This is a genomic window from Guyparkeria sp. SCN-R1 (assembly GCF_003932495.1).
Lineage (GTDB): Bacteria > Pseudomonadota > Gammaproteobacteria > Halothiobacillales > Halothiobacillaceae > Guyparkeria.
This window is the reverse complement of record NZ_QZMT01000011.1, coordinates 59262-78240: the sequence shown is the minus strand read 5'-3', so window position 1 is coordinate 78240 and position 18979 is coordinate 59262. Positions and strand designations below refer to the sequence as shown.

Here is an 18979-nt window from a genome sequence, read left to right as displayed (position 1 = left end):
CGAGAAGCGCTATTTCAACCGGCTCGCGAGTGTCTAGAAAACCGGGGGCGATTCAACCAGCCGCCAGATCCATGCCAACAGCCCGAGGAGCGTCAGCGCGCCGAGGCCGATCAGCACCGCGACGAGCGGGTTGCCCTCCCGGTCAGCAGTCTTGTTTTCGCTTGGCTCGTCGTCCGCGGCCGGTTCGTCGGCTGGCGTTTGGTGCCGTGGTGCCGGCGCCGGGATGGGTTGATCGAGTGGCAGGCTTACCTCACGGCCATCGTCGGTCTCACCGCTGACGGTGCCAGTGACCCGGCAGCCATTGCCATCGCTATCTGGAAGTTCGACGCGGTTGGTCGCCTCCGACAGACGGGCTTCGATCTCGATTGTCTGGCCGGTTTCGCATTCGATTTGCCCGACGAGGTGCGAGGCGCTTGGATCGAGCAGGGCCACGTCCTGTTCGATGATCAGCCTGGCGGCAGGTCCACGGGGGTTGCCGCTATCGCCGTGGTCACCGCGGGCCGCCAGGTGGGGGCGGACAACGCGGGCGGCGAAGGGTAGGTTGCGGGCCAGCGCGATCTTCTTGCGAATCACCCGTTCGAAGGTCGGGCCGCTGGCTCGGCCTTCCAGTGTGTAGATCCCCGAGTCGCCGTCGAGCCGCAGGCGGAAATCGTAGCGACTATCGCCGCCGAGCACGTCGGGTTCGGCGCCGATGTCGTTGAGCTCAAGCGACTCGATGACCTTTTCCTTCGGATCGTTGACGTCAACCTGTGCCTGAAGGTCGTTGGTCAGGCGCCGTTCCACGATCGGTTCGCCGCGGTTGGTCAACACCAGCCCGCCCTCGATCGCCTCGCCGGGGAATACGCGGCTGGGCAGGCCGGGCATGGCCAGCTTGAGGTCGGTGATCACCAGGGCGCGGTTGTCTGGGTCCTCGGCGGCGAGAATGCGCCAGCTACCGGATGGCGGGTTGCTGATCGTGATCAGATCCCGACCTGCGCTGTCATCCCAGCGCCAGTCTGCGAGCGCGCTGGCGGTCTCCACGTCGACTTCCCCGCCGTCGGGGATCTGGATGCGGGTGGGTTCGGCGTCGGATTCGCGGAAAACGACCAGGGTCAGTTCGCTGATGCTCTCATCGACACGGAAGCGGTTTTCCACCAGAGGCACCCCCGTACGCGGGGCAGTCGCCTCAAACAGGGCGAGGAACACGCGCTGCAAGTCCTCGTTGCTACGCGCGCTCAACGCGAGCCCGCCGGTGCGCTCGGCGATTTCCGTGAGGATTGACTCGTCGGCGGCCTCGGAAAGGGCCACGGTATGCACCTGGACGTCGGCCTCGATCAGCGCCGGGATGACCGTGTCGCGCAGGTCAGTCGTGGCTCGCTCGTTGACCGCGTCGTCGGGAGAGATGTCCACCTTGCCGTCGGACAGCAGGATGATATTGCGCTCGGTACTCTCGGCCCAGTCACGGTTGGCGGCTTCGAGCGCCGCCGGGATGTCGGTAAACGGTTCGTCCGAACGGATTTGCGCGGCCGCCGCACGCATGGCCTTCTTGGTCTCGGGGGAGGCGAGTGAGGTAGGCAGGACCTCGCTGATGCGATTGCCGAACAGATCGACTCGCACGCGGCTTTCCTGGGGCACTAGGCCCCCGAGCAGGCGCAGGGCCGGTTCGCGCAGGTTCTCCGGGTCGGTGTTCTTCATGCTGCCCGAGACGTCGATGAGCACGTGTAGTTCAGGCTCGGAGGCGGCTTGAGCCGGGTTGGCGACCAGCGTGGCAGCAACGAGAAGTGCGGCCCAGGAACCACGCGGTCGGCGCAAGAGTCGAGTTGCCCGAACCGTTATCGAAACCACCGTGTGAGGCCTGGCGTGATGGGTTGTCGGGCGGGGGGCATCAAGTCGCGGCACAGTGCTGGTATCCTTGTGATCAAACGCGGTCGCTATCTTGCGGGATAGTGCCGCTTCATTTCGTTTGCCACAACACAAAGTCTCGAATTCTATGGCTCAGTACATCTTTACTATGAACGGCGTCGGCAAGGTCGTCCCGCCGAAAAAGCACATCCTCAAGGACATCAATCTCAACTTCTTCCCCGGCGCAAAAATCGGCGTGCTCGGTTACAACGGGGCCGGGAAGTCGACCCTGCTGCGCATCATGGCCGGCGTCGACACGGACATCATCGGCGAGGCGCGCCCGCAGCCGGGTACCAAGATCGGCTATCTCAAACAGGAACCGGACCTCGACCCGGAGAAGGACGTGCGTGGCAACGTCATGGATGGTGTCGGCGAGATGGCCGAATTACTTGAGCGTTTCAACGCCGTCTCCGAGCAATTTGCCGACCCGGATGCGGATTTCGAGGCGTTGATGGAAGAGCAGGGCAAGTTGCAGGACCAAATCGAAGCGGGTGGCGGCTGGGATCTCGACCGCAAGCTCGAAGTGGCCGCCGACGCGCTGCGCCTGCCGCCGTGGGATGCCGACGTCACCAAGCTTTCCGGGGGCGAGCGCCGCCGCGTTGCCCTGTGCCGCCTGCTGCTGTCGAACCCCGACATGCTGATCCTTGACGAGCCGACCAACCACCTCGACGCCGAGTCCGTTGCCTGGCTGGAGCGCTTCCTGCAGGAATTCTCCGGCACCGTGGTGGCAGTCACGCACGATCGCTACTTCCTCGACAACGTCGCCGGCTGGATTCTCGAGCTCGACCGCGGCCAGGGCATTCCCTTCGAGGGCAACTATTCTCAGTGGTTGGAGACCAAGGAAAAGCGTCTCGAGCAGGAAGAGAAGGCCGAGTCCGCTCACCAGAAGGCCATGAAGCAGGAACTCGAGTGGGTGCGTCAGAACCCCAAGGGCCGGCAGGCCAAATCCAAGGCGCGCATGAAGCGCTTTGAGGAACTGCAGTCCGAGGAGTACCAGAAGCGCTCGGAGACAAACGAGATCTACATCCCGCCTGGCCCGCGCTTGGGCGACAAGGTGATCGAGGTCGAGGGGCTGAGCAAGCGCTATGGCGACCGCGAGCTTTACCAGGGACTGGACTTCTCCGTGCCCAAGGGCGCGATTGTCGGCATCATCGGCCCGAACGGCGTGGGCAAGTCGACCCTGTTCCGTATGCTGATCGGCGAGGAAAAGCCGGATGGCGGCAACATCGAGATTGGCGAGAGTGTCGAACTGGCTTATGTCTCCCAGTCCCGCGAGGACATGGAAGACACCAAGACGGTGTGGGAGGAAATCTCGGATGGCTACGATCACATCACCGTCGGCAAGTTCGAGATGCCTTCACGTGCCTACCTGGGTCGCTTCAACTTCAAGGGCCAGGACCAGCAGAAGTTCATGAAGGATCTCTCGGGCGGTGAACGCAACCGGGTGCATCTGGCCAAGTTGCTCAAGGCCGGCGGCAACGTGCTGCTGCTCGACGAGCCGACCAACGATCTCGACATCGAGACCCTGCGGGCGCTTGAAACTGCGCTGCTGGACTTCCCGGGCTCGGCTCTGGTGATCTCGCATGATCGCTGGTTCCTTGACCGGATTGCCACGCACATCCTCGCCTTCGAGGATGACGGCTCGGTGATGTTCTTCGAGGGGAACTTCCAGGAATACGAGGCCGATCGGCACAAGCGCCTCGGTGATGCGGCCGACCAGCCCAAGCGCGTGAAGCACACCCGTTTGGCAGACTGATCTTGATTGTCGGGCGCCCTTTAGGGGCGCACGGCGCTTTTCAGGGAGAAGAAAACGTGGCCAATCCGGCACTTGAACAGGCGATCATCAACAAGATACGCGACAAGGGGATTTCGTTGCCCGTGCTGCCCGACGTGGCCTTGCGGGCCCGTCGGATAATCGATGATCCCAACAGCTCGGCGAGCGATCTGGTGGAGGTCATCTCGCAGGATCCGGCGATCGCCGCCCGACTGATCCAGGTCGCAAACAGCCCGCTCTATCGCGGGGCACAGCACATCGACAACCTCAACCAGATTGTCTCGCGGTTGGGGATGCGCACGGTCAGCCAGTTGATTGTCTCGCTGTCGGCCAAGCAGCTGTTTAGCGCCAAGACACCCATGATCAAGCGCATCATGCGGGATCACTGGGCATTTGCCACGCAGGTTGCGGCTCTGGCGAATCACATCGCTCGGCGGCACACGAAGCTCGATGCCGATCAGGCCCTGCTCGCCGGCTTGCTGCACAGCGTCGGCGGCATCCCGGTGATCGTGGTGGCCGAGGAGATCCCGAAGCTGCAGGACGCGCCGGCCGTGCTCAACGAGTTGGTTGAGAGCCTGCAGTCACGGCTGGGTGGCAATATCGTCAAGGCTTGGGATTTTCCCGACATGTTCGCCGAGGTGATCGAGCACTGTGGTGATCTGGGTTATCAACACGACGGTGATCCGAACTACAGTGATGTTGTGATCTGTGCCATCGCACAGGCACACGGCATCAGTCGGACATCGGACGATCGTCCGATCATGGCCGCCGAAAAACTGGGTGTGGATCTCGAGTCCAGCATGATCGATGACGAGCTCGACGAGGCCATCCGTGCGTTAGGTGGCTGAGCCAGTCGACTGGAACCGATACCGCCACCCCCGGTCTTCGTGAAGATCGGGTTTTTTTGTTCCGGCCAGCCGGTTTGAAGAGGGTAGTTGCTATGCGTTTGCCATTTGCCGTTTCCCTGCTGGGCCTGTCGCTCGTGATTGCCGGTTGCGCGACGCATCCGGTCACGGGACGCAGCCAGCTGATGATCATGCCCGAGGATCAGGCCAATCAGATGGCCTACCAGGCGTATTCCCAGATGGCGAGGAAGAAGCCGACGTTGTCGGCGTCCGACCCGGCCAGTCAGCGGGTGCAACGCATCACGCAGCGCATCGTGCCGCAGGCGATTCGTGTCTACCCGCAGGCGGCGGCATGGCAGTGGCAAAGCCTCGTGTTTCGTGATGACAGCATCAACGCGTTTGCGATGGCCGGCGGCAAGGTAGGCATCAACACCGGCATGCTCAACAAGCTTCGCCCCACCGATGATGAGTTGGCGCAGGTGATCGCCCATGAGATTGCCCACGCCTTGTCGGGGCACACTCGCGAGAAGATGTCGATGGCGATGACCCAGCAGATGGGGTTGTCGGTGGCCTCGGCCCTGGGTGGTCTGGATAGTCAGACGGCGGCGATGGCGCAACAGGTTGCCACCGTGGCCATCGACCTGCCGTTCAGTCGACGAATGGAACTCGAGGCCGATGAGGTAGGGCTGCTGCTGGCTGCGAGGGCCGGTTACGACCCGCGTGCGGCCGTGAGCCTGTGGCGCAAGATGCAGGCGAATGGCGGTGGTGGCGGCCCTGAGTGGCTGAGCACCCACCCGGACAGCGGCAATCGCATTCAGGCGCTTGAACGTGCCATACCGCGCGTGATGCCCGAGTATCGACAGGCGACCGGGCGCTAGCGCGAGCCGACCAGTTTCAAGGGGGTGGCGCCTGTTGTGCCGGGAGGCGTCGATTCGACGTTCCCGGCATCCAGTTCGAGATGCACCTCGCGGGGGTGAAACGGTTTGAGTCGTCGCACACTCAAACCTTGAGCACGCCGATGCACGGCCAGTTGTGCCCAGGCAGGGCTTGAGGGGGCGGTCATGGCGGTTCCTGATGCCATTTCGGCGCCGAGCGGGTAGGGCGTGACCAGGCATCCGCCGCCCGTTTCGGCGGCTAGCTTGAGCCGTCGGCGCAGGGCGAAACTCAGCGGGGGGAGCCAGGCGACGATCAGCGGATAGACGCCGGACTGGAGGACTTCCTCGGTCGCCCAACCCAGTTCACGCAGATTCCGCGGCTGGATGACGAGCAGGTTGTCGAGTTGCACCCCCTCCCGTTGCCAACGCTCGGCACAGGGGAGCGCCGGGGGGTTGATCAGCGCCACGCGCCCCGTTCGGGTTTGTCGATGCAGCCAAGGCATCAGCAGGGCCGTGGTGCCATGGCCCAGTGACGACTGGAACCAGTCCTGATGCGATTTCAGGGGTGTCGTGTCGAGTCGCTCACAAGGGCGCCGCCAGATCCCGCTGTTGGCCCGACCGGCATAAAGCTCTATCAACCCCTCGCTTGGCCAGCCACCGCCAAGCAATTCATCGAGTGCCGACCAGCCGCTGGGGCAGGGCGCGGCGCTCGACTCGGGCGGGCGGGTCTGCCGGCCACGCCAGATGTCATGCCGAGCCAGCAGCTCGGTGACGTCGTGCCCCCCGATGGCGTGTGCTGCCATGATGTGACGATCCTCCTGGTACGAGTGGTCGTGCCTCCTGGCGCCTCGATGTTGTCGAGACACTAGGTGCGCGTCAGTCGAATGTCCGCAACACGCCGACCACACGGCCCTCGACGATCAATTCCTCGCGTCGCAGGTCGACCTCGATCGGTGTCATCTCGGTGTTCTCCGGGATCAACCAGACCTTCGCCCCGCGACGTCGATAGCGCTTGACGGTGACCTCGTCGGCCAGGCGGGCCACCACGATCTGGCCGTTGCTGACTTCCTCGGTGCGATGCACCGCGAGCAGGTCGCCATCCATGATCCCCGCATCGCGCATGCTCATGCCGCGTACGCGCAGCAGGTAATCGGCACGAGGGCGAAACAGGGACGGGTTGACCGGCACCTGGGATTCGACGTGTTCGGCCGCCAGGATCGGACTGCCCGCAGCGATCCGGCCGATCACGGCCAACTCGTCGCGGTGGGAGTCGTCCGGCAGGCGAATGCCCCTGGAGCGTCCTCCCATCAGCTCGATGGCCCCTTTTTTCGCCAGCGCCTTGAGATGGCTTTCCGCGGCATTGGGCGAGCGGAAACCGAGGGCGGCGTTTATTTCCGCCCGAGTCGGCGGCATGCCGGTCTCATGGATGGTGTCGCGGATGAACGCAAGGATTTCGGCCTGGCGGGACGTAAGGGGGCGCGATGTAGTCGATTCGGTCATGGTGATGGTCTTGGCGGAAGCATGAGCGAAGTATACTGTAAAAAATAACAGTATTCATGCCCGGAGTCCGTTATGCCCATCGAGTCCACATCCCGGTCGCTACGACACGAACCCTACTGGCTGGCGCTGCGCTTCCCGGAGGCCTGGTTCGAATGTCGTTGCCCCGAAGAAGAGCGTCATGACCGTCCGCCCGCGGTGCTCCTGGATGGCAGCGGGCGCGGCAGCCGGGTGATGGCGATCAACCACGCGGCAGCCGGATTGGGTATCGAGATCGGCCAGAGCCTGGCCGGGGCACGTTCCCGTCATCGGGCTCATGTCTCGACGGACATTGCCCCGCTGCGATGCCTGGCGGTCGAGCAACGCGCCGTGGAGGACTGGCTGGACGAATGGGGTGAGTGGGCGCTGGCGTACACCTCGCGCGTCAGCCGCCCGCCACCGGTGCAACCCGGCGGAGAGAGCAGTGCGGGTCTGCTGCTGGAGATCGGTGGGAGCGCAGCTCTATTCGGCGGGCTCGAGACATTGGTTTCCCGGCTGCTTGAGGCGTTGAAACCGTGGCACCTGGTGGTGCGGGCGGCGGGGGCCCCGCATCCGCGCGTTGCCTGGGCGTTGGCCACAGCGGTGGATGACGAGGCCCCGAGGCTTTGCCACGCCCGGGAGCAACTGGCGGCCGTTAGCCAACTGCCTCTGGCGCTTGTCGATTGGCCGAGCAGCTGGATCGATCGCTTTGCCGAACTGGGGCTGCGGCGACTGGGCGAGGTGCGGCGCCTGCCGCGTGATGGCCTGGGAATGCGCACCGATCCACTACTGTTGGCCGATCTGGACCGTTTGTTCGCTGAACGGGACTGGCCGTTGGCCGATCTGGTGCCACCGGCCCGCTATGCCCGGGAGGTAAGCCTGTGGGATCCGGCCAGCCAGGTCGATCGCCTGTTGCTACTGGCCCGTGGGCCGCTGGTGGGACTGAGCGACTTCCTGCATCGTCGGCAACTCGCGGTGGCGGATTTCGTGGTGTGGCTCACCCACGAGGACAGGCCGTCGACTCGGTTGGAGGTGGCAACCGCCGAGCCCGGCCGGGACGAGCCCCTATGGCAAGAGCAATTGCGCCTGCGCCTGGAGTCGGCCGGGGGATTGGCGCCGGTGACTCGTTTGCGGGTGGAAGCCGAGCACTTTGTCACCCCCCGACCGGGGCAGGGCAGCCTTTTTGCCGATGCCGACGAGCGTGGGCGCGATGAGCGAGCCCTCTTTCAGCGCCTGCAGGCCCGGCTGGGCCGACAGGCCGTCAGTTGGGTGCAGGATGCGCCCGATCTGATTCCCATGCGTCGCTCCCGTCTTCACCCCTTGTCACCGCACCAAGACAAGTCCTCACGCCCCAGGCCAACCGATCCGGCGGGTAAATCGCTGTTACCCGGGCTATCACCCGGGGCATTTCGGCCGTTATGGTGGCTCGAGAAACCACGGCGTCCGGATGCTCCCGTGCATCGGCACGGAGAAATCGAGCGGGTCGAGACCGGTTGGTGGGCGACGGCCGAGGAATCGGCCGACTACTGTGCCGGTGAACTGGTTGGCGGTCGCGCGGTTTGCCTGCGCCGGGAAAGCGCCGGAGGCGACTGGCAGGTGATCGGCCTGGATGATTGATGGGTTACCGATGTCCGGGGTTTCCGCCTCGAACCGGGAGCAGCCCCTTCCAGCGCCACCAGACCGAAGCGGCCACCAGCAACCCACTTCCACCGAAGAGCAGGAAGAAGGTCGGCAGGTCGATGCCAAGCGCCGCGAACAGGAAAATCGCCAGCAGGCTGCTGACTACCATCGCCAATGCGTTCTGCACGTTGAGTGCCGCAATCAGGCGGGCGCGTTGCGAGGGCCGTGAGGCCCTTTGCAGATGGCTGTACAGCGGGACGACCAGCATGCCTGCCAACATACCGGTCAGCGCGATGTCCACCCCGACTCGCCATAGAGACGGAGAGGGCGCCGATGCGACGAAATACCAGTCGATCGCGACCAAGCCGACGCCCAGCGCGGCGAAGGGCGCCAGCGCCCGCGGTGGGCGTCGGCCACCAAGATACCCCACCAACAGACCGCCGATTCCGATGCTCAGGGCAAACAGCGCGAGCAGCCCGGTCGCACCGTCGGCCGGCAATTCGAGCACGTCCTCGGCAAAGCGGGGAAACTGGGTGAGATACCCCGCGCCCACGAACCAGAACCAGCTGATCAGCCACATCGACTGGCGCAGGCTGGTTGCCTGGGTCTGCAGGAGCCGCCAGGTCGTGGCCCAGCTTTTCAGTGGTCCGGCGTGATCCGGCAGCCGTCCCGGGGGCGGGGCAGGGGGAATATAGCGTGCGGCAATCAGGCCCGCTACCGCCACACCGATCACCAGCAGGCTCGCGATCAGGGTGGCGCGCTCACCGGTGGCGGCCAGCAGTCCACCGGTCAGCGTACCCAGCAGAATGGCGGTGAAGGTGCTCGCCGTGACCCAGCCGTTGGCGCGCATCAGCATGCCCGCCGGCAGGTGGCGAGGCACGATCGCGTATTTGAGCGGGCCGAACCAGGCGGATTGCGCGCCCATCAGGAACACCAGGGTCATCAACAGGACGATGCTCTGCCACCAGAATGCCAGTGCGGCAATTATCATCAGGCCCAGTTCGGTCCACTTGAGCGCCCGGGCCAGACGCGCCTGATCGAGGCGATCGGCCCAGTGACCCGCCATCGGCGAGAACAGCAACCCCGGCAGGATGAACAGCCCCGCCGCCAGGTTCATCAGCACGTCGATATTGCCGTCTTGAGCGGTGCCGATCTCGTAGGTGATCAGAAACATCACCGAGAAGCGAAACGCGTTGTCGTTGAAGGCCCCCAGTGCCTGGGTGAAGAAGTACGGTAGAAAACGGCGCGACAGCAGGGATGCTGTGGGGCGGCTGGGCATGGCCGAAAAGCTCCTTGGGGGGTATTCCGGCATTGGAACATGCGGCTGAGGGGGCGCCAAGCCATTGCGTCGCGGAACATGCTAGGGTTTCGCCCGGCACCATGGTCACGACAGGAGGAGCGCCCATGTCCGAGACGGTCGATATCCGCGAGCTGCTCGCCTATTGCGAGGAGCTGCTCGAGCCCGAAACCTACCGCGACTACGCACCGAATGGCCTGCAGGTCGAGGGACGGCGCGAGATTCGTCGGCTAGTTACCGGTGTCACCGCCTGCCAGGATTTGCTCGATGCCGCCGTCGACGCCAAGGCGGATGCGGTGCTCGTACACCACGGTTACTTCTGGAAGAACGAACCGGAGGTCATCACCGGAATGAAGCGCCGGCGCATCGCGACCCTGTTGGCCCATGAGATCAACCTGATCGGTTACCACCTGCCACTGGACGGTCATGTCGATATCGGCAACAACGCCTGGCTGGCCGATCGCCTGGGTGTGAACGTGACCGAGCGTTTCGGCCATCAGCAGCTCGCAGTCGCCGGACGCCTTGAACAGCCGGCGACGGGGGGCGAGCTTGCTGCCCGCATTACCGATCGCTTGAGTCGCGAACCGCTGGTCGTCGGGCCGACCGATCGCCCGATTCAGCGTATCGGTCTGTGTACCGGTGGGGCGCAGGACATGCTGGGCGAGGCCATCGAGCTCGGCCTGGATGCCTTCATCTCCGGCGAGATCTCCGAACGCACCACGCACATGGCACGGGAATCCGGTGTGACCTATTTCGCCGCCGGGCATCATGCCACCGAAACGGGAGGTGTGCGTTTGCTGGGCGAGCGTATCGCCGCGGAATTCGGGATCGAGCACCAGTTTATCGATATCCCGAACCCAGTCTGAAACGGCCCAACTGGTTTCCCAAGCTAATAAAAGTCTATCCCGAGGTATTAGCCTCGCTTGTTTGACGGCCGCATCGAGATGCTTAAACTACTCCGGCCGTAAAAATGGCAGATGCTTTGCATCGGTGATGCCTTGGGGAAGGTCTGTACGAATCCGATATCGCTCTGCGCGCCTTGGGCCGGGCAGGTGCAAGGCGCTCGCCCGCCGCGGAAGAGTTATCTCTTTCCAAGGGCGGCAACGCAGCAGATGCCCGGCCCAAGGCACGCCTTTCAGGGCTAGGCGAGCCGCCCGTGCTCGGCGTTGCGCCGTCTTGACGTGACCACCGGCACGTGCGCGACGACGCACCTTGATCACGAACGGCTCGCCAAGCCAGAGTGACATCGGATTCGTGCAGACCTTCCCTCGGCGACCCGGATCCTTCCGGGTGTTTTTTCGCCGGGTGCAGGGAGGCCGAAAAGGCTCGCCAACAACACGAGCGACCCGGAATCGCTTTCCGGTCGTAATCGATTGACGGACAACCATCCAGGAGTACGACGTAACAATGGCTGATTCTCCCTCCAACCCGGCAAGGCGCCGGTTCCTGACCGGCGCGGCGACGGCGGTTGGCGCGGTGGGCGTCGGCTTTGCCGCCGTGCCGTTCTTGAGTTCCTTCCAGCCCAGCGCCAAGGCCGAGGCCGCCGGCGCGCCGGTCGACGTGAACATCGGCAAGCTCTCCCCCGGCCAGATGACGACCGTCGCCTGGCGTGGCAAGCCCGTCTATGTCGTGAATCGCACCGAGCGCATGCTCGAATCCCTGCCCGAGATGGACGATCGTCTGCGCGACCCCAACTCCGAGGTGGTCACCCAGCAGCCCGAGTTCGCGGCCAACCCGTACCGGGCGCGCAAGGAACACGAGCGTTACCTCGTCATTGTCGGTCTGTGCACGCACCTCGGTTGCGCGCCGACGTATCGACCGGAAGTCGCCCCGGCTGATCTGGGCGACGACTGGCAGGGAGGCTTTTTCTGCCCGTGCCACGGATCGAAGTTCGATATCTCCGGTCGCGTGTACAAGGGTGTTCCGGCGCCGACCAACCTTGAGGTTCCGCAGTACGTGTACGTCACCGATGAAATCATCCGCGTCGGCGGCTCCGAGGAGGACGTAGCATGATCAAGTCCCTGGGAAAATGGGTGGATGACCGCCTGCCGGTGTCGCATTTCTGGAATGCCCACCTGGCGAAGTACTACGTCCCCCACAACTTCAACTTCTGGTACTACTTCGGCTCGCTGCTGCTGGTCGTCTTCGTCCTGCAAATCGTCACCGGCATCTGGCTGACGATGAGCTACAAGCCGTCGGCCGACGATGCCTTCGCGTCGGTCGAGTACATCATGCGTGATGTCGAGTGGGGCTGGCTGCTCCGCTACCTGCATTCCACCGGCGCCTCGTTCTTCTTCATTGCCGTCTACCTGCATATCTTCCGCGGGATGATGTACGGCAGTTACAAGAAGCCGCGCGAGCTGATCTGGATTTTCGGGGTCCTGATCCTGCTGGTGCTGATGGCCGAGGCCTTCATGGGCTACCTGCTGCCATGGGGCCAGATGTCCTACTGGGGCGCGCAGGTGATCATTTCCCTGTTCAGTTCGGTCCCGGTGATCGGCCCGGATCTTGCGCTGTGGATTCGTGGTGACTACGTCGTCTCCGACGCCACCCTGAACCGGTTCTTCGCCCTGCACGTGATCGCGCTGCCGCTAGTGCTGCTCTTCCTGATCGGTGGTCACATCATGGCCCTGCACGAGGTTGGATCGAACAACCCGGACGGCGTGGACATCAAAGAGAACAAGGACGACACCGGCAAGCCGGTTGACGGCATCCCGTTCCATCCGTATTACACCGTCAAGGACCTGTTCGGCCTGGGCGTGTTCATGTTCATCTTTGCCGCCGTGCTGTTCTACTGGCCGGATGGCGGTGGTCTGTTCCTCGAGCATCCGAACTTTACGCCGGCCGATCCGCTCAAGACGCCGGAGCACATCGCCCCGGTCTGGTACTTCGCGCCGCACTACGCGATCCTGCGCGCCGTGCCGGACAAGTTCCTGGGCGTCGTCGCGATGACAGTTGCCATCCTAATTCTGTTCGTGCTGCCGTGGATCGATCGCAACCGAACCCGGTCCATCCGCTACCGCTCGACGGCGTTCAAGGTGAACCTGTTCGCGTTCGCCGCCGCGTTCATCGGGCTTGGCTATCTGGGCACCCAGCCGCCGACCACGCTCGGCACCCTGGCTTCCCAGCTGCTGTCTGCCGTGTATTTCGGCTTCTTCGTCGCGGTGTATTTCATCAGCCGTCGTGAACGTACCCAGCCCGTGCCGGAGCGCCTGCAATGATCCGTATTACGTTTTTTCTCTGTCTGATCGGCCTGCTGGCTGCGCCGAATGCCAAGGCGGCCAGCAGCAACTACCCGCTCGAGGATGCCGAGGTCGACCTTGGCGACAAGGCCTCCCTGTACCGTGGCGCACAGACGTTCATGGATAGCTGCGCGAGCTGCCACGGGGCCAAGATGATGCGGTTCGGCCGCATTGGCGACGATTTGGGTCTTTCCGAAGAACAGTTGGCCGCACTGATGCCCGACGAGTTCACCAAGCCGGGTGATGTCATCACAACCAACATGCCCGCGGAATACGCCCAGGAGGCCTTCGGCATCGTGCCGCCGGACCTCACGTTGACGGCTCGCGTGAATGGCGGCGACTGGCTTTACACGTACCTGACGACCTTCTACGCCGACCCGGACACGGCGTGGGGTGTAAACAACGCAGTATTCCCCGATGTCGGCATGCCGCACGTACTGGCCGCCGAACAGGGGCTTCTCCAGCCGGTTTACGAGACCGAAGGCGAGGGCGAGGACGCCAAGCGTCGCCTGGTCGGGTTGGAGTCGCCGGAGCGTCCGGGCGCGCTTTCGGAGGAAGAGTTCGAGCAGAAGATGCGCGACCTGACGGCCTTCATGGTGTACATGTCCGAGCCGGCCGCACTGCTGCGCGCACATTACGGGCCGTACGTGCTGGCCTTCCTGTTCATCTTCACGCTGGTGATGTACTTACTGAAGAAGGAATACTGGCGCGACATCAAGCACTGAATCGGCGCCAACGAGCGGTCAGGTAGACGCTCGAACCACCGATGAACCCGGCCCCGAGGCCGGGTTTTTGTTATGATGCCGTTTTAACCATTGCACCACGGGAGGCGCCAATGGCGACCGTCAATCGTCGTTCGGTCATGACCTTGTTCACCAGCCCGGACTCGCCGGACTGCCACCGAACCCGCATTGTTCTCGCGGAGAAGGAGCTGACCGCCGAGATCATCGACCTGTCGGAGCAGGAGCCGCCGGAAGATTTCCACGACCTGTCGCCGGAAGGCACGGTGCCTGTACTGGCCGATCGCGACCTCGTGCTGACCAACGCGCGGGTCATCATGGAGTACCTCGACGAGCGCTTCCCGCATCCGCCGCTGATGCCGGTTGACCCGGTGAGCCGAGCCAAGGTGCGCACGGCGCTCTATCGGATCGAGAAGGACTGGTACGGCCTTCTGCCTGAGTTCGAGCGCGGCGAGAAGACTGTCGCCCGTGCCCGCAAGCAACTGAAGGAAGAACTGTTGTCGGCCGCCCCGATCTTCTCGGCCATGCCTTTCTTCATGAGCGAGGAATTCTCGCTGGCTGACGTCACCTTGGCAGCACTGCTCTGGTACCTGCCGAAGTACGGTATCGAGCTCTCCGGCCCCGGCGCCAAACCGATCCTGGATTATATGGATCGGGTGTTCAGCCGTCCGACGTTCCAGGCAAGCCTCACCGAAGTCGAACGCGAGATGCGCGGCTGATCGACGGCTCTTCCCAAGGACTGGAACGCCGCCCTGACTGCCCGAACGTTCCAGCCTGGAACAGGGCGTTTGCGGTGGCGTCGGTTGCGTAACCGGGTGCCTTTCATCGGTGCGGACCGAGCCACGCCGAATCGCCATTCCATTCGTGCAGAGGTTTCTTAATGCTCTCGAAGCGTCCTTACCTCGTTCCTGCCTTCTATGATTGGATTCTCGACCAGGGACACACGCCTCACCTGGTAGTGAATGCCGATGCCGAGGAGGTGATGGTGCCGACACAGTTCGTTGAAGACGGTCACATTCAGCTCAATATCAGCCCCTCGGCGGTGCGTGATTTCCACATGGATCGCGTGGGGATCTCGTTCGAGGCGCGTTTCGGTGGTAAACCCGAGCGGGTATTCGTCCCCATGCACGCGGTGCGCGCGATTGTCGATCGTGACTCTGGGCAGGGGGCGACCTTCCCGGACGAACCGGAAGAGACCTTCCCTCAGTCCGAGGAAGACCGTGAGGGGGCGCCGGCACCCAGGGCCGAGGGCAAGGGGCGTCCTCAGCTGCGTGCCGTCCCGGGTGGAGAGGACGGGGCAGCGGATAAGGGGGCTGCCGATCCGCCGTCCCATGACTCGGACGGCGGATCGGATGCCGATTCAGATGGAGAGGGCCCAGACGATGATCCCCCACCGTCGGGTGGCGGCAAGGGTGGCCCGAGCCTCCGGGTTGTCAAATAGCCGGGTTTTCTTCGGTTGGTACGAAGTTCAGGCAGACGCTGTTTATGCAGTAACGCAGGCCGCTTGGCTGCGGTCCATCGTCGAATACGTGGCCGAGATGGGCGTTGCAGCCGGCGCAGAGGACTTCGGTGCGGATCGTGCCGTGGCTGGTATCACTCCGGGTGATTAGCGCCTCGGAACTGGCGGGTTGGAAGAAGCTGGGCCAGCCGGAGCCCGAATCGAACTTGGCGTCGCTGACGAACAGCGGACGCCCGCAACAGACACAGTCGAAGCGCCCCGGGCGCTTTTCGTCGTTAAGGGCGCCCGACCAAGGTGCTTCCGTGCCGCCAAGGCGACAAACACGGTACTGTTCTTCGCTAAGGGTCTCGCGCCATTGATCAGGTTCGTTGCTCATGCATGCGTTCCGTTTGCTTGTCGGTGTTTGGTTGGTTCATCGTGCCCGGACGATGATAGTCGACCGAATCGGTTGTCAAACGCTATTCGGCGGGAGTTTTGGACGATGAGGCACTTGGCACCGATGTTGTCGGCTTGCTATGATCGCGACTCGATCCTTCACTCAAAGAAACGCGAGTAACCTGTTGAGCATATTAAGGATAGGCAGCCCAAGATGCCCGGAATGACCAAGCCTGCGATCTTCCGTCCCCAGCTTGCCCTGTTGGAGCTGGCATTACTGGTCGTGGCTCTATTGCTGGGCGTCTATCTGCTCGCGTTGCTCAGTTATCATCCGGGTGACCCCGCTTTTAGTGTCACTGGCTCCGGTGAAGTGCGCAATGCGGCGGGATTGGTGGGCGCCTGGGTAGCTGACGGTGCGCGTTACCTGGTCGGTTTTGGTGCCTACATGTTGGTGCCGGCCCTATTGCCGCTGTTGTGGCGTACCTTCCGCCGTGCGCGGCAGGGTAAGCCTTGGGCAGACCTGCCGTTTGCCATTCAGTGGCTTGGCGTTCTGCTCCTGGTGCTCTGTGTGAGCGTGCTTGCATCGATCAACCATGAGCCCTTGTCGGCACCCACCGGTCTTTCAGCCGGCGGGGTGCTGGGTCTCGTGCTTGCCGAGGGCATGGTTCGCTTGCTGGGCGCGCTGGGTAGTACGTTGGTCCTGCTCGGTCTGATGATGCTTGGCGTCTCTGCCACCACGGGGCTTTCTTGGTTCGCTCTGTTCGATTTGATCGGCGCGACGTTGCTGCGCTTTGTCAATGGCGTGCGGGCAATTTCTGGCTGGGTTGTGGCTCGGTTGCCGCTGTCCCGTCGGCCGGGACCCACGCCGATCCCGGAAATCGGGGCGAGCTATGAAGAGGTCGAGCAGTGTCGCAAAAAAACGCCGCCGGCGGAAATCAAGCCTAAGCCCCGGGCCAAGGCCGCGTCGTCGCCGAAACCCACGCCCGCGGCCTCGATCGTCCCGACCAAGAAGAAACCCGGCACGCGGCCGCAGCCGGAACTCGGTACGGCTAATGGGAAGCCCATCCTTGAACTGCTGGACCGCCCCGTCCAGCAGAGCAGTGGCTTTGACAAGAACGACCTGCAACACATGTCGGAGGTCATCGAGGCGCGGCTGTCCGAGTTTGGTGTGGCCGTCGAAGTGGTAGCCGCTCACCCTGGACCGGTTATTACTCGGTTTGAGCTTCAACCGGCCCCGGGAGTCAAGGTCAGCCAGATCTCGAACCTTGCCAAGGATCTGGCTCGTGCCTTGTCGATTATCTCGGTCCGTGTAGTCGAGGTTATTCCTGGCAAGTCGACCGTGGGGCTGGAAATCCCCAACACGGCACGCGAGATCATCGCGCTGCGTGAACTGCTCGAGTCCCGCCGCTACCGGGAGGCGCGTTCTGCGCTGACCGTGGCGTTGGGCAAGGACATCGGCGGTGAACCGATCATGGCGGATCTAGGCCGCATGCCGCACTTGCTGGTAGCGGGGACCACCGGTTCGGGCAAGTCGGTGGGGGTCAACGCCATGATCCTGAGCCTGCTCTACAAGGCGACCGCCGAGGAAGTCCGGCTGATCCTGATTGATCCGAAGATGCTGGAATTGTCTGTCTACGAGGGCATCCCGCACCTGCTGGCCCCCGTGGTCACCGACATGAAGGAGGCATCGAATGCCCTGCGTTGGGCGGTTGGCGAGATGGAACGCCGCTATCGGCTGATGGCCAAGCTTGGCGTGCGAAACATCGCGGGCGCCAACGAGAAGATCCGCGAGGCGATTGCCCGGGGCGAGCCGATCAAGGACCCGTTCTACGATCACGCCCAGGCCTTCGATCCCGACCTGCCGCCGCCTACACTCGAGCCGATGCCCTATCTCGTGATCGTGGTCGACGAGTTTGCCGACATGATGATGGTCGTCGGCAAGAAGGTAGAGGAATTGATCGCGCGCCTGGCCCAGAAGGCTCGCGCCGCCGGCATCCACCTGATCCTCGCCACCCAGCGGCCCTCGGTGGATGTGATTACCGGCCTGATCAAGGCCAACATCCCCACCCGTATCGCCTTCCAGGTTTCCTCCAAGGTGGATTCCCGCACGATTCTTGACCAGATGGGCGCCGAGCAGTTGCTCGGACACGGTGACATGCTCTATCTCCCGCCGGGCAGCGGCATGCCGATGCGGGTTCACGGCGCCTTCGTCGGGGACGAAGAGGTGCATCGCGTGGTCGAGGCGCTCAAGACCCTTGGCGAGCCTGAGTACGTTGACGAAGTGCTGTCCGAGGACACTGCCGCCAATGTGACCTTGCCCGGTGAAAAGCCGGTGCGGGCCGATGGCGAGGAGATCGACGAGTTGTACGATCAGGCGGTCGCGATCGTCACCGAGTCCCGCAAGGCCTCGATTTCCTACGTCCAGCGCCGCCTCAAGATCGGCTACAACCGTTCGGCGCGGCTGGTTGAGCAGATGGAAGCCGATGGCGTTGTCGGTGCACTGGGCTCCAATGGCAGCCGTGAAGTGATCGCACCTCCGCCGCCGAAATAGGTCCGTATTCGGGCAGTTTCAAGCGATTCGTATATACGGGTTGGAACCCGGCCGTACGCCGGGCGTCGAATCGGTCCCACCCACGACCTGGTGATTCATGAACAGACATTATTTTCGCAACAGCGGTTTTCTTGCCGCGTTGGCTTTTCTGACCACCGCGCTGGTCTCGCCGTTGGCTCTTGCCACACCACCGGAAGATGTTGATGCGCTGGTCAAACAGCTGGCCGATATCGAGACATTGTCAGCGAATTTCGTCCAGGAGCGGCGAGACTCCAAGGGAGAAGTACGTCGTGAATCGTCGGGTACGTTCATGCTCAAGCGCCCGGGGCAGTTCTTCTGGCGATACGAAACCCCGTACGTGCAGGAACTCATCGCGAACGACGGGACGCTCTGGGTCTACGAACCCGATCTGCGGCAGGCCAGCCGTTCGCCCTTGTCGGCGACCGATGGCGCACCCATCGCGATCCTGACTGGTGAACGGCCGATCACCGAGGTCTTTCGCGTTCGCCCCCTCGAAGGTGAGGGCGACTTGAAGTGGTTCGCTTTGCGTCCCCTGGACGAGCAAGGCGACTTCCGCGAGGTCCTCCTGGGCGTCGACGAGCGGGGCATCCGCGAAATGCGCTTTATCGACCAGCTCGATCAGACCACCCGGGTGTCCTTTGAGTCCCGTCGTTTCAACCAACCGGTGGACGAGTCGACCTTCCGTTTCGAGGCCCCCGAGGGCGTGGACGTGGTCGAGGCCCGCGAGCCACCGGCCATCCAGTGAGGCTGACGTGATCGTCACCGTGGTGCTCATAGATATGGT

The 18979-nt window shown here is 63.3% G+C and carries 17 protein-coding genes; 12 read left to right on the top strand and 5 right to left on the bottom strand.

Going from position 1 to position 18979, the window contains the following annotated elements:
• Positions 1–33: 33 nt before the first annotated feature.
• Positions 34–1791 (bottom strand): VWA domain-containing protein, encoded by a 1758-nt coding sequence (locus tag D5687_RS07655; RefSeq protein ID WP_158611813.1) that lies wholly within the window; start codon positions 1789–1791, stop codon positions 34–36.
• 178 nt (positions 1792–1969) lie between these two features.
• On the opposite strand from D5687_RS07655, the gene ettA reads away from it, so the two are divergent.
• The 3 genes from ettA (at position 1970) to D5687_RS07640 (ending at position 5378) form a co-directional block, all read left to right on the top strand.
• Positions 1970–3637, top strand: coding sequence for an energy-dependent translational throttle protein EttA (gene ettA, locus D5687_RS07650; RefSeq protein WP_125199184.1), 1668 nt, complete (start codon positions 1970–1972; stop codon positions 3635–3637).
• Positions 3638–3693: 56 nt separating this feature from the next.
• Entirely contained in the window at positions 3694–4503 is an 810-nt protein-coding gene (locus D5687_RS07645) for an HDOD domain-containing protein (protein WP_158611812.1), read from the top strand.
• Between the two features lie 92 nt (positions 4504–4595).
• Positions 4596–5378, top strand: coding sequence for a M48 family metallopeptidase (locus D5687_RS07640; protein ID WP_125199182.1), 783 nt, complete (start codon positions 4596–4598; stop codon positions 5376–5378).
• Here D5687_RS07640 and D5687_RS07635 read toward each other — a convergent pair.
• Together D5687_RS07635 and lexA are read right to left on the bottom strand one after the other, a co-directional pair.
• The gene (locus D5687_RS07635; RefSeq protein WP_125199181.1) at positions 5375–6178 is read right to left on the bottom strand and encodes a hypothetical protein; all 804 of its coding nucleotides are present in this window, start codon (positions 6176–6178) and stop codon (positions 5375–5377) included. The genes D5687_RS07640 and D5687_RS07635 overlap by 4 nt on opposite strands.
• Positions 6179–6251: 73 nt before the next feature.
• The gene (gene lexA / locus D5687_RS07630) at positions 6252–6875 is read right to left on the bottom strand and encodes a transcriptional repressor LexA (RefSeq protein WP_125199180.1); all 624 of its coding nucleotides are present in this window, start codon (positions 6873–6875) and stop codon (positions 6252–6254) included.
• Positions 6876–6947: 72 nt separating this feature from the next.
• Between lexA and D5687_RS07625 the strand changes: the two genes are divergently transcribed.
• Positions 6948–8507 carry a DNA polymerase Y family protein gene (locus D5687_RS07625; protein ID WP_125199179.1) on the top strand — a complete coding sequence of 520 codons (1560 nt, stop codon included), beginning with the start codon at positions 6948–6950 and terminating at the stop codon, positions 8505–8507.
• A gap of 4 nt (positions 8508–8511) precedes the next feature.
• Here D5687_RS07625 and D5687_RS07620 read toward each other — a convergent pair whose 3' ends face one another.
• Positions 8512–9789 (bottom strand): MFS transporter, encoded by a 1278-nt coding sequence (locus tag D5687_RS07620; protein ID WP_158611811.1) that lies wholly within the window; start codon positions 9787–9789, stop codon positions 8512–8514.
• Positions 9790–9914: 125 nt separating this feature from the next.
• On the opposite strand from D5687_RS07620, the gene D5687_RS07615 reads away from it, so the two are divergent.
• From D5687_RS07615 to D5687_RS07590, 6 genes are all read left to right on the top strand, one after another.
• A complete protein-coding gene (locus D5687_RS07615) occupies positions 9915–10673 on the top strand; it encodes a Nif3-like dinuclear metal center hexameric protein (protein WP_125199177.1) in 759 nt (252 codons plus the stop codon).
• Positions 10674–11214: 541 nt separating this feature from the next.
• Positions 11215–11820, top strand: coding sequence for a ubiquinol-cytochrome c reductase iron-sulfur subunit (gene petA / locus D5687_RS07610; RefSeq protein WP_125199176.1), 606 nt, complete (start codon positions 11215–11217; stop codon positions 11818–11820).
• Positions 11817–13028: a cytochrome bc complex cytochrome b subunit gene (locus D5687_RS07605; RefSeq protein WP_125199175.1), complete on the top strand. Its 1212-nt coding sequence runs from the start codon at positions 11817–11819 to the stop codon at positions 13026–13028. The genes petA and D5687_RS07605 overlap by 4 nt, the downstream gene beginning before the upstream one ends.
• Entirely contained in the window at positions 13025–13774 is a 750-nt protein-coding gene (locus D5687_RS07600; RefSeq protein WP_125199174.1) for a cytochrome c1, read from the top strand. The genes D5687_RS07605 and D5687_RS07600 overlap by 4 nt, the downstream gene beginning before the upstream one ends.
• Before the next feature lie 110 nt (positions 13775–13884).
• Positions 13885–14508, top strand: a complete 624-nt coding sequence (locus D5687_RS07595; RefSeq protein ID WP_125199192.1) for a glutathione S-transferase N-terminal domain-containing protein — start codon at positions 13885–13887, stop codon at positions 14506–14508.
• 161 nt (positions 14509–14669) lie between these two features.
• Entirely contained in the window at positions 14670–15230 is a 561-nt protein-coding gene (locus D5687_RS07590) for a ClpXP protease specificity-enhancing factor (protein WP_125199173.1), read from the top strand.
• On the opposite strand, the gene msrB is transcribed toward D5687_RS07590, so the two are convergent.
• Complete coding sequence (msrB, locus tag D5687_RS07585) at positions 15223–15624, bottom strand: peptide-methionine (R)-S-oxide reductase MsrB (RefSeq protein WP_125199172.1); 402 nt, start codon at positions 15622–15624, stop codon at positions 15223–15225. The genes D5687_RS07590 and msrB overlap by 8 nt on opposite strands.
• A 222-nt stretch (positions 15625–15846) precedes the next feature.
• On the opposite strand from msrB, the gene D5687_RS07580 reads away from it, so the two are divergent.
• Positions 15847–18174 (top strand): DNA translocase FtsK, encoded by a 2328-nt coding sequence (locus D5687_RS07580; RefSeq protein WP_240031458.1) that lies wholly within the window; start codon positions 15847–15849, stop codon positions 18172–18174.
• A 97-nt stretch (positions 18175–18271) separates the two neighbouring features.
• On the top strand, positions 18272–18940 hold the full coding sequence (gene lolA, locus D5687_RS07575; RefSeq protein ID WP_125199170.1) for an outer membrane lipoprotein chaperone LolA: 669 nt from the start codon (positions 18272–18274) through the stop codon (positions 18938–18940).
• Positions 18941–18979: the final 39 nt, after the last annotated feature.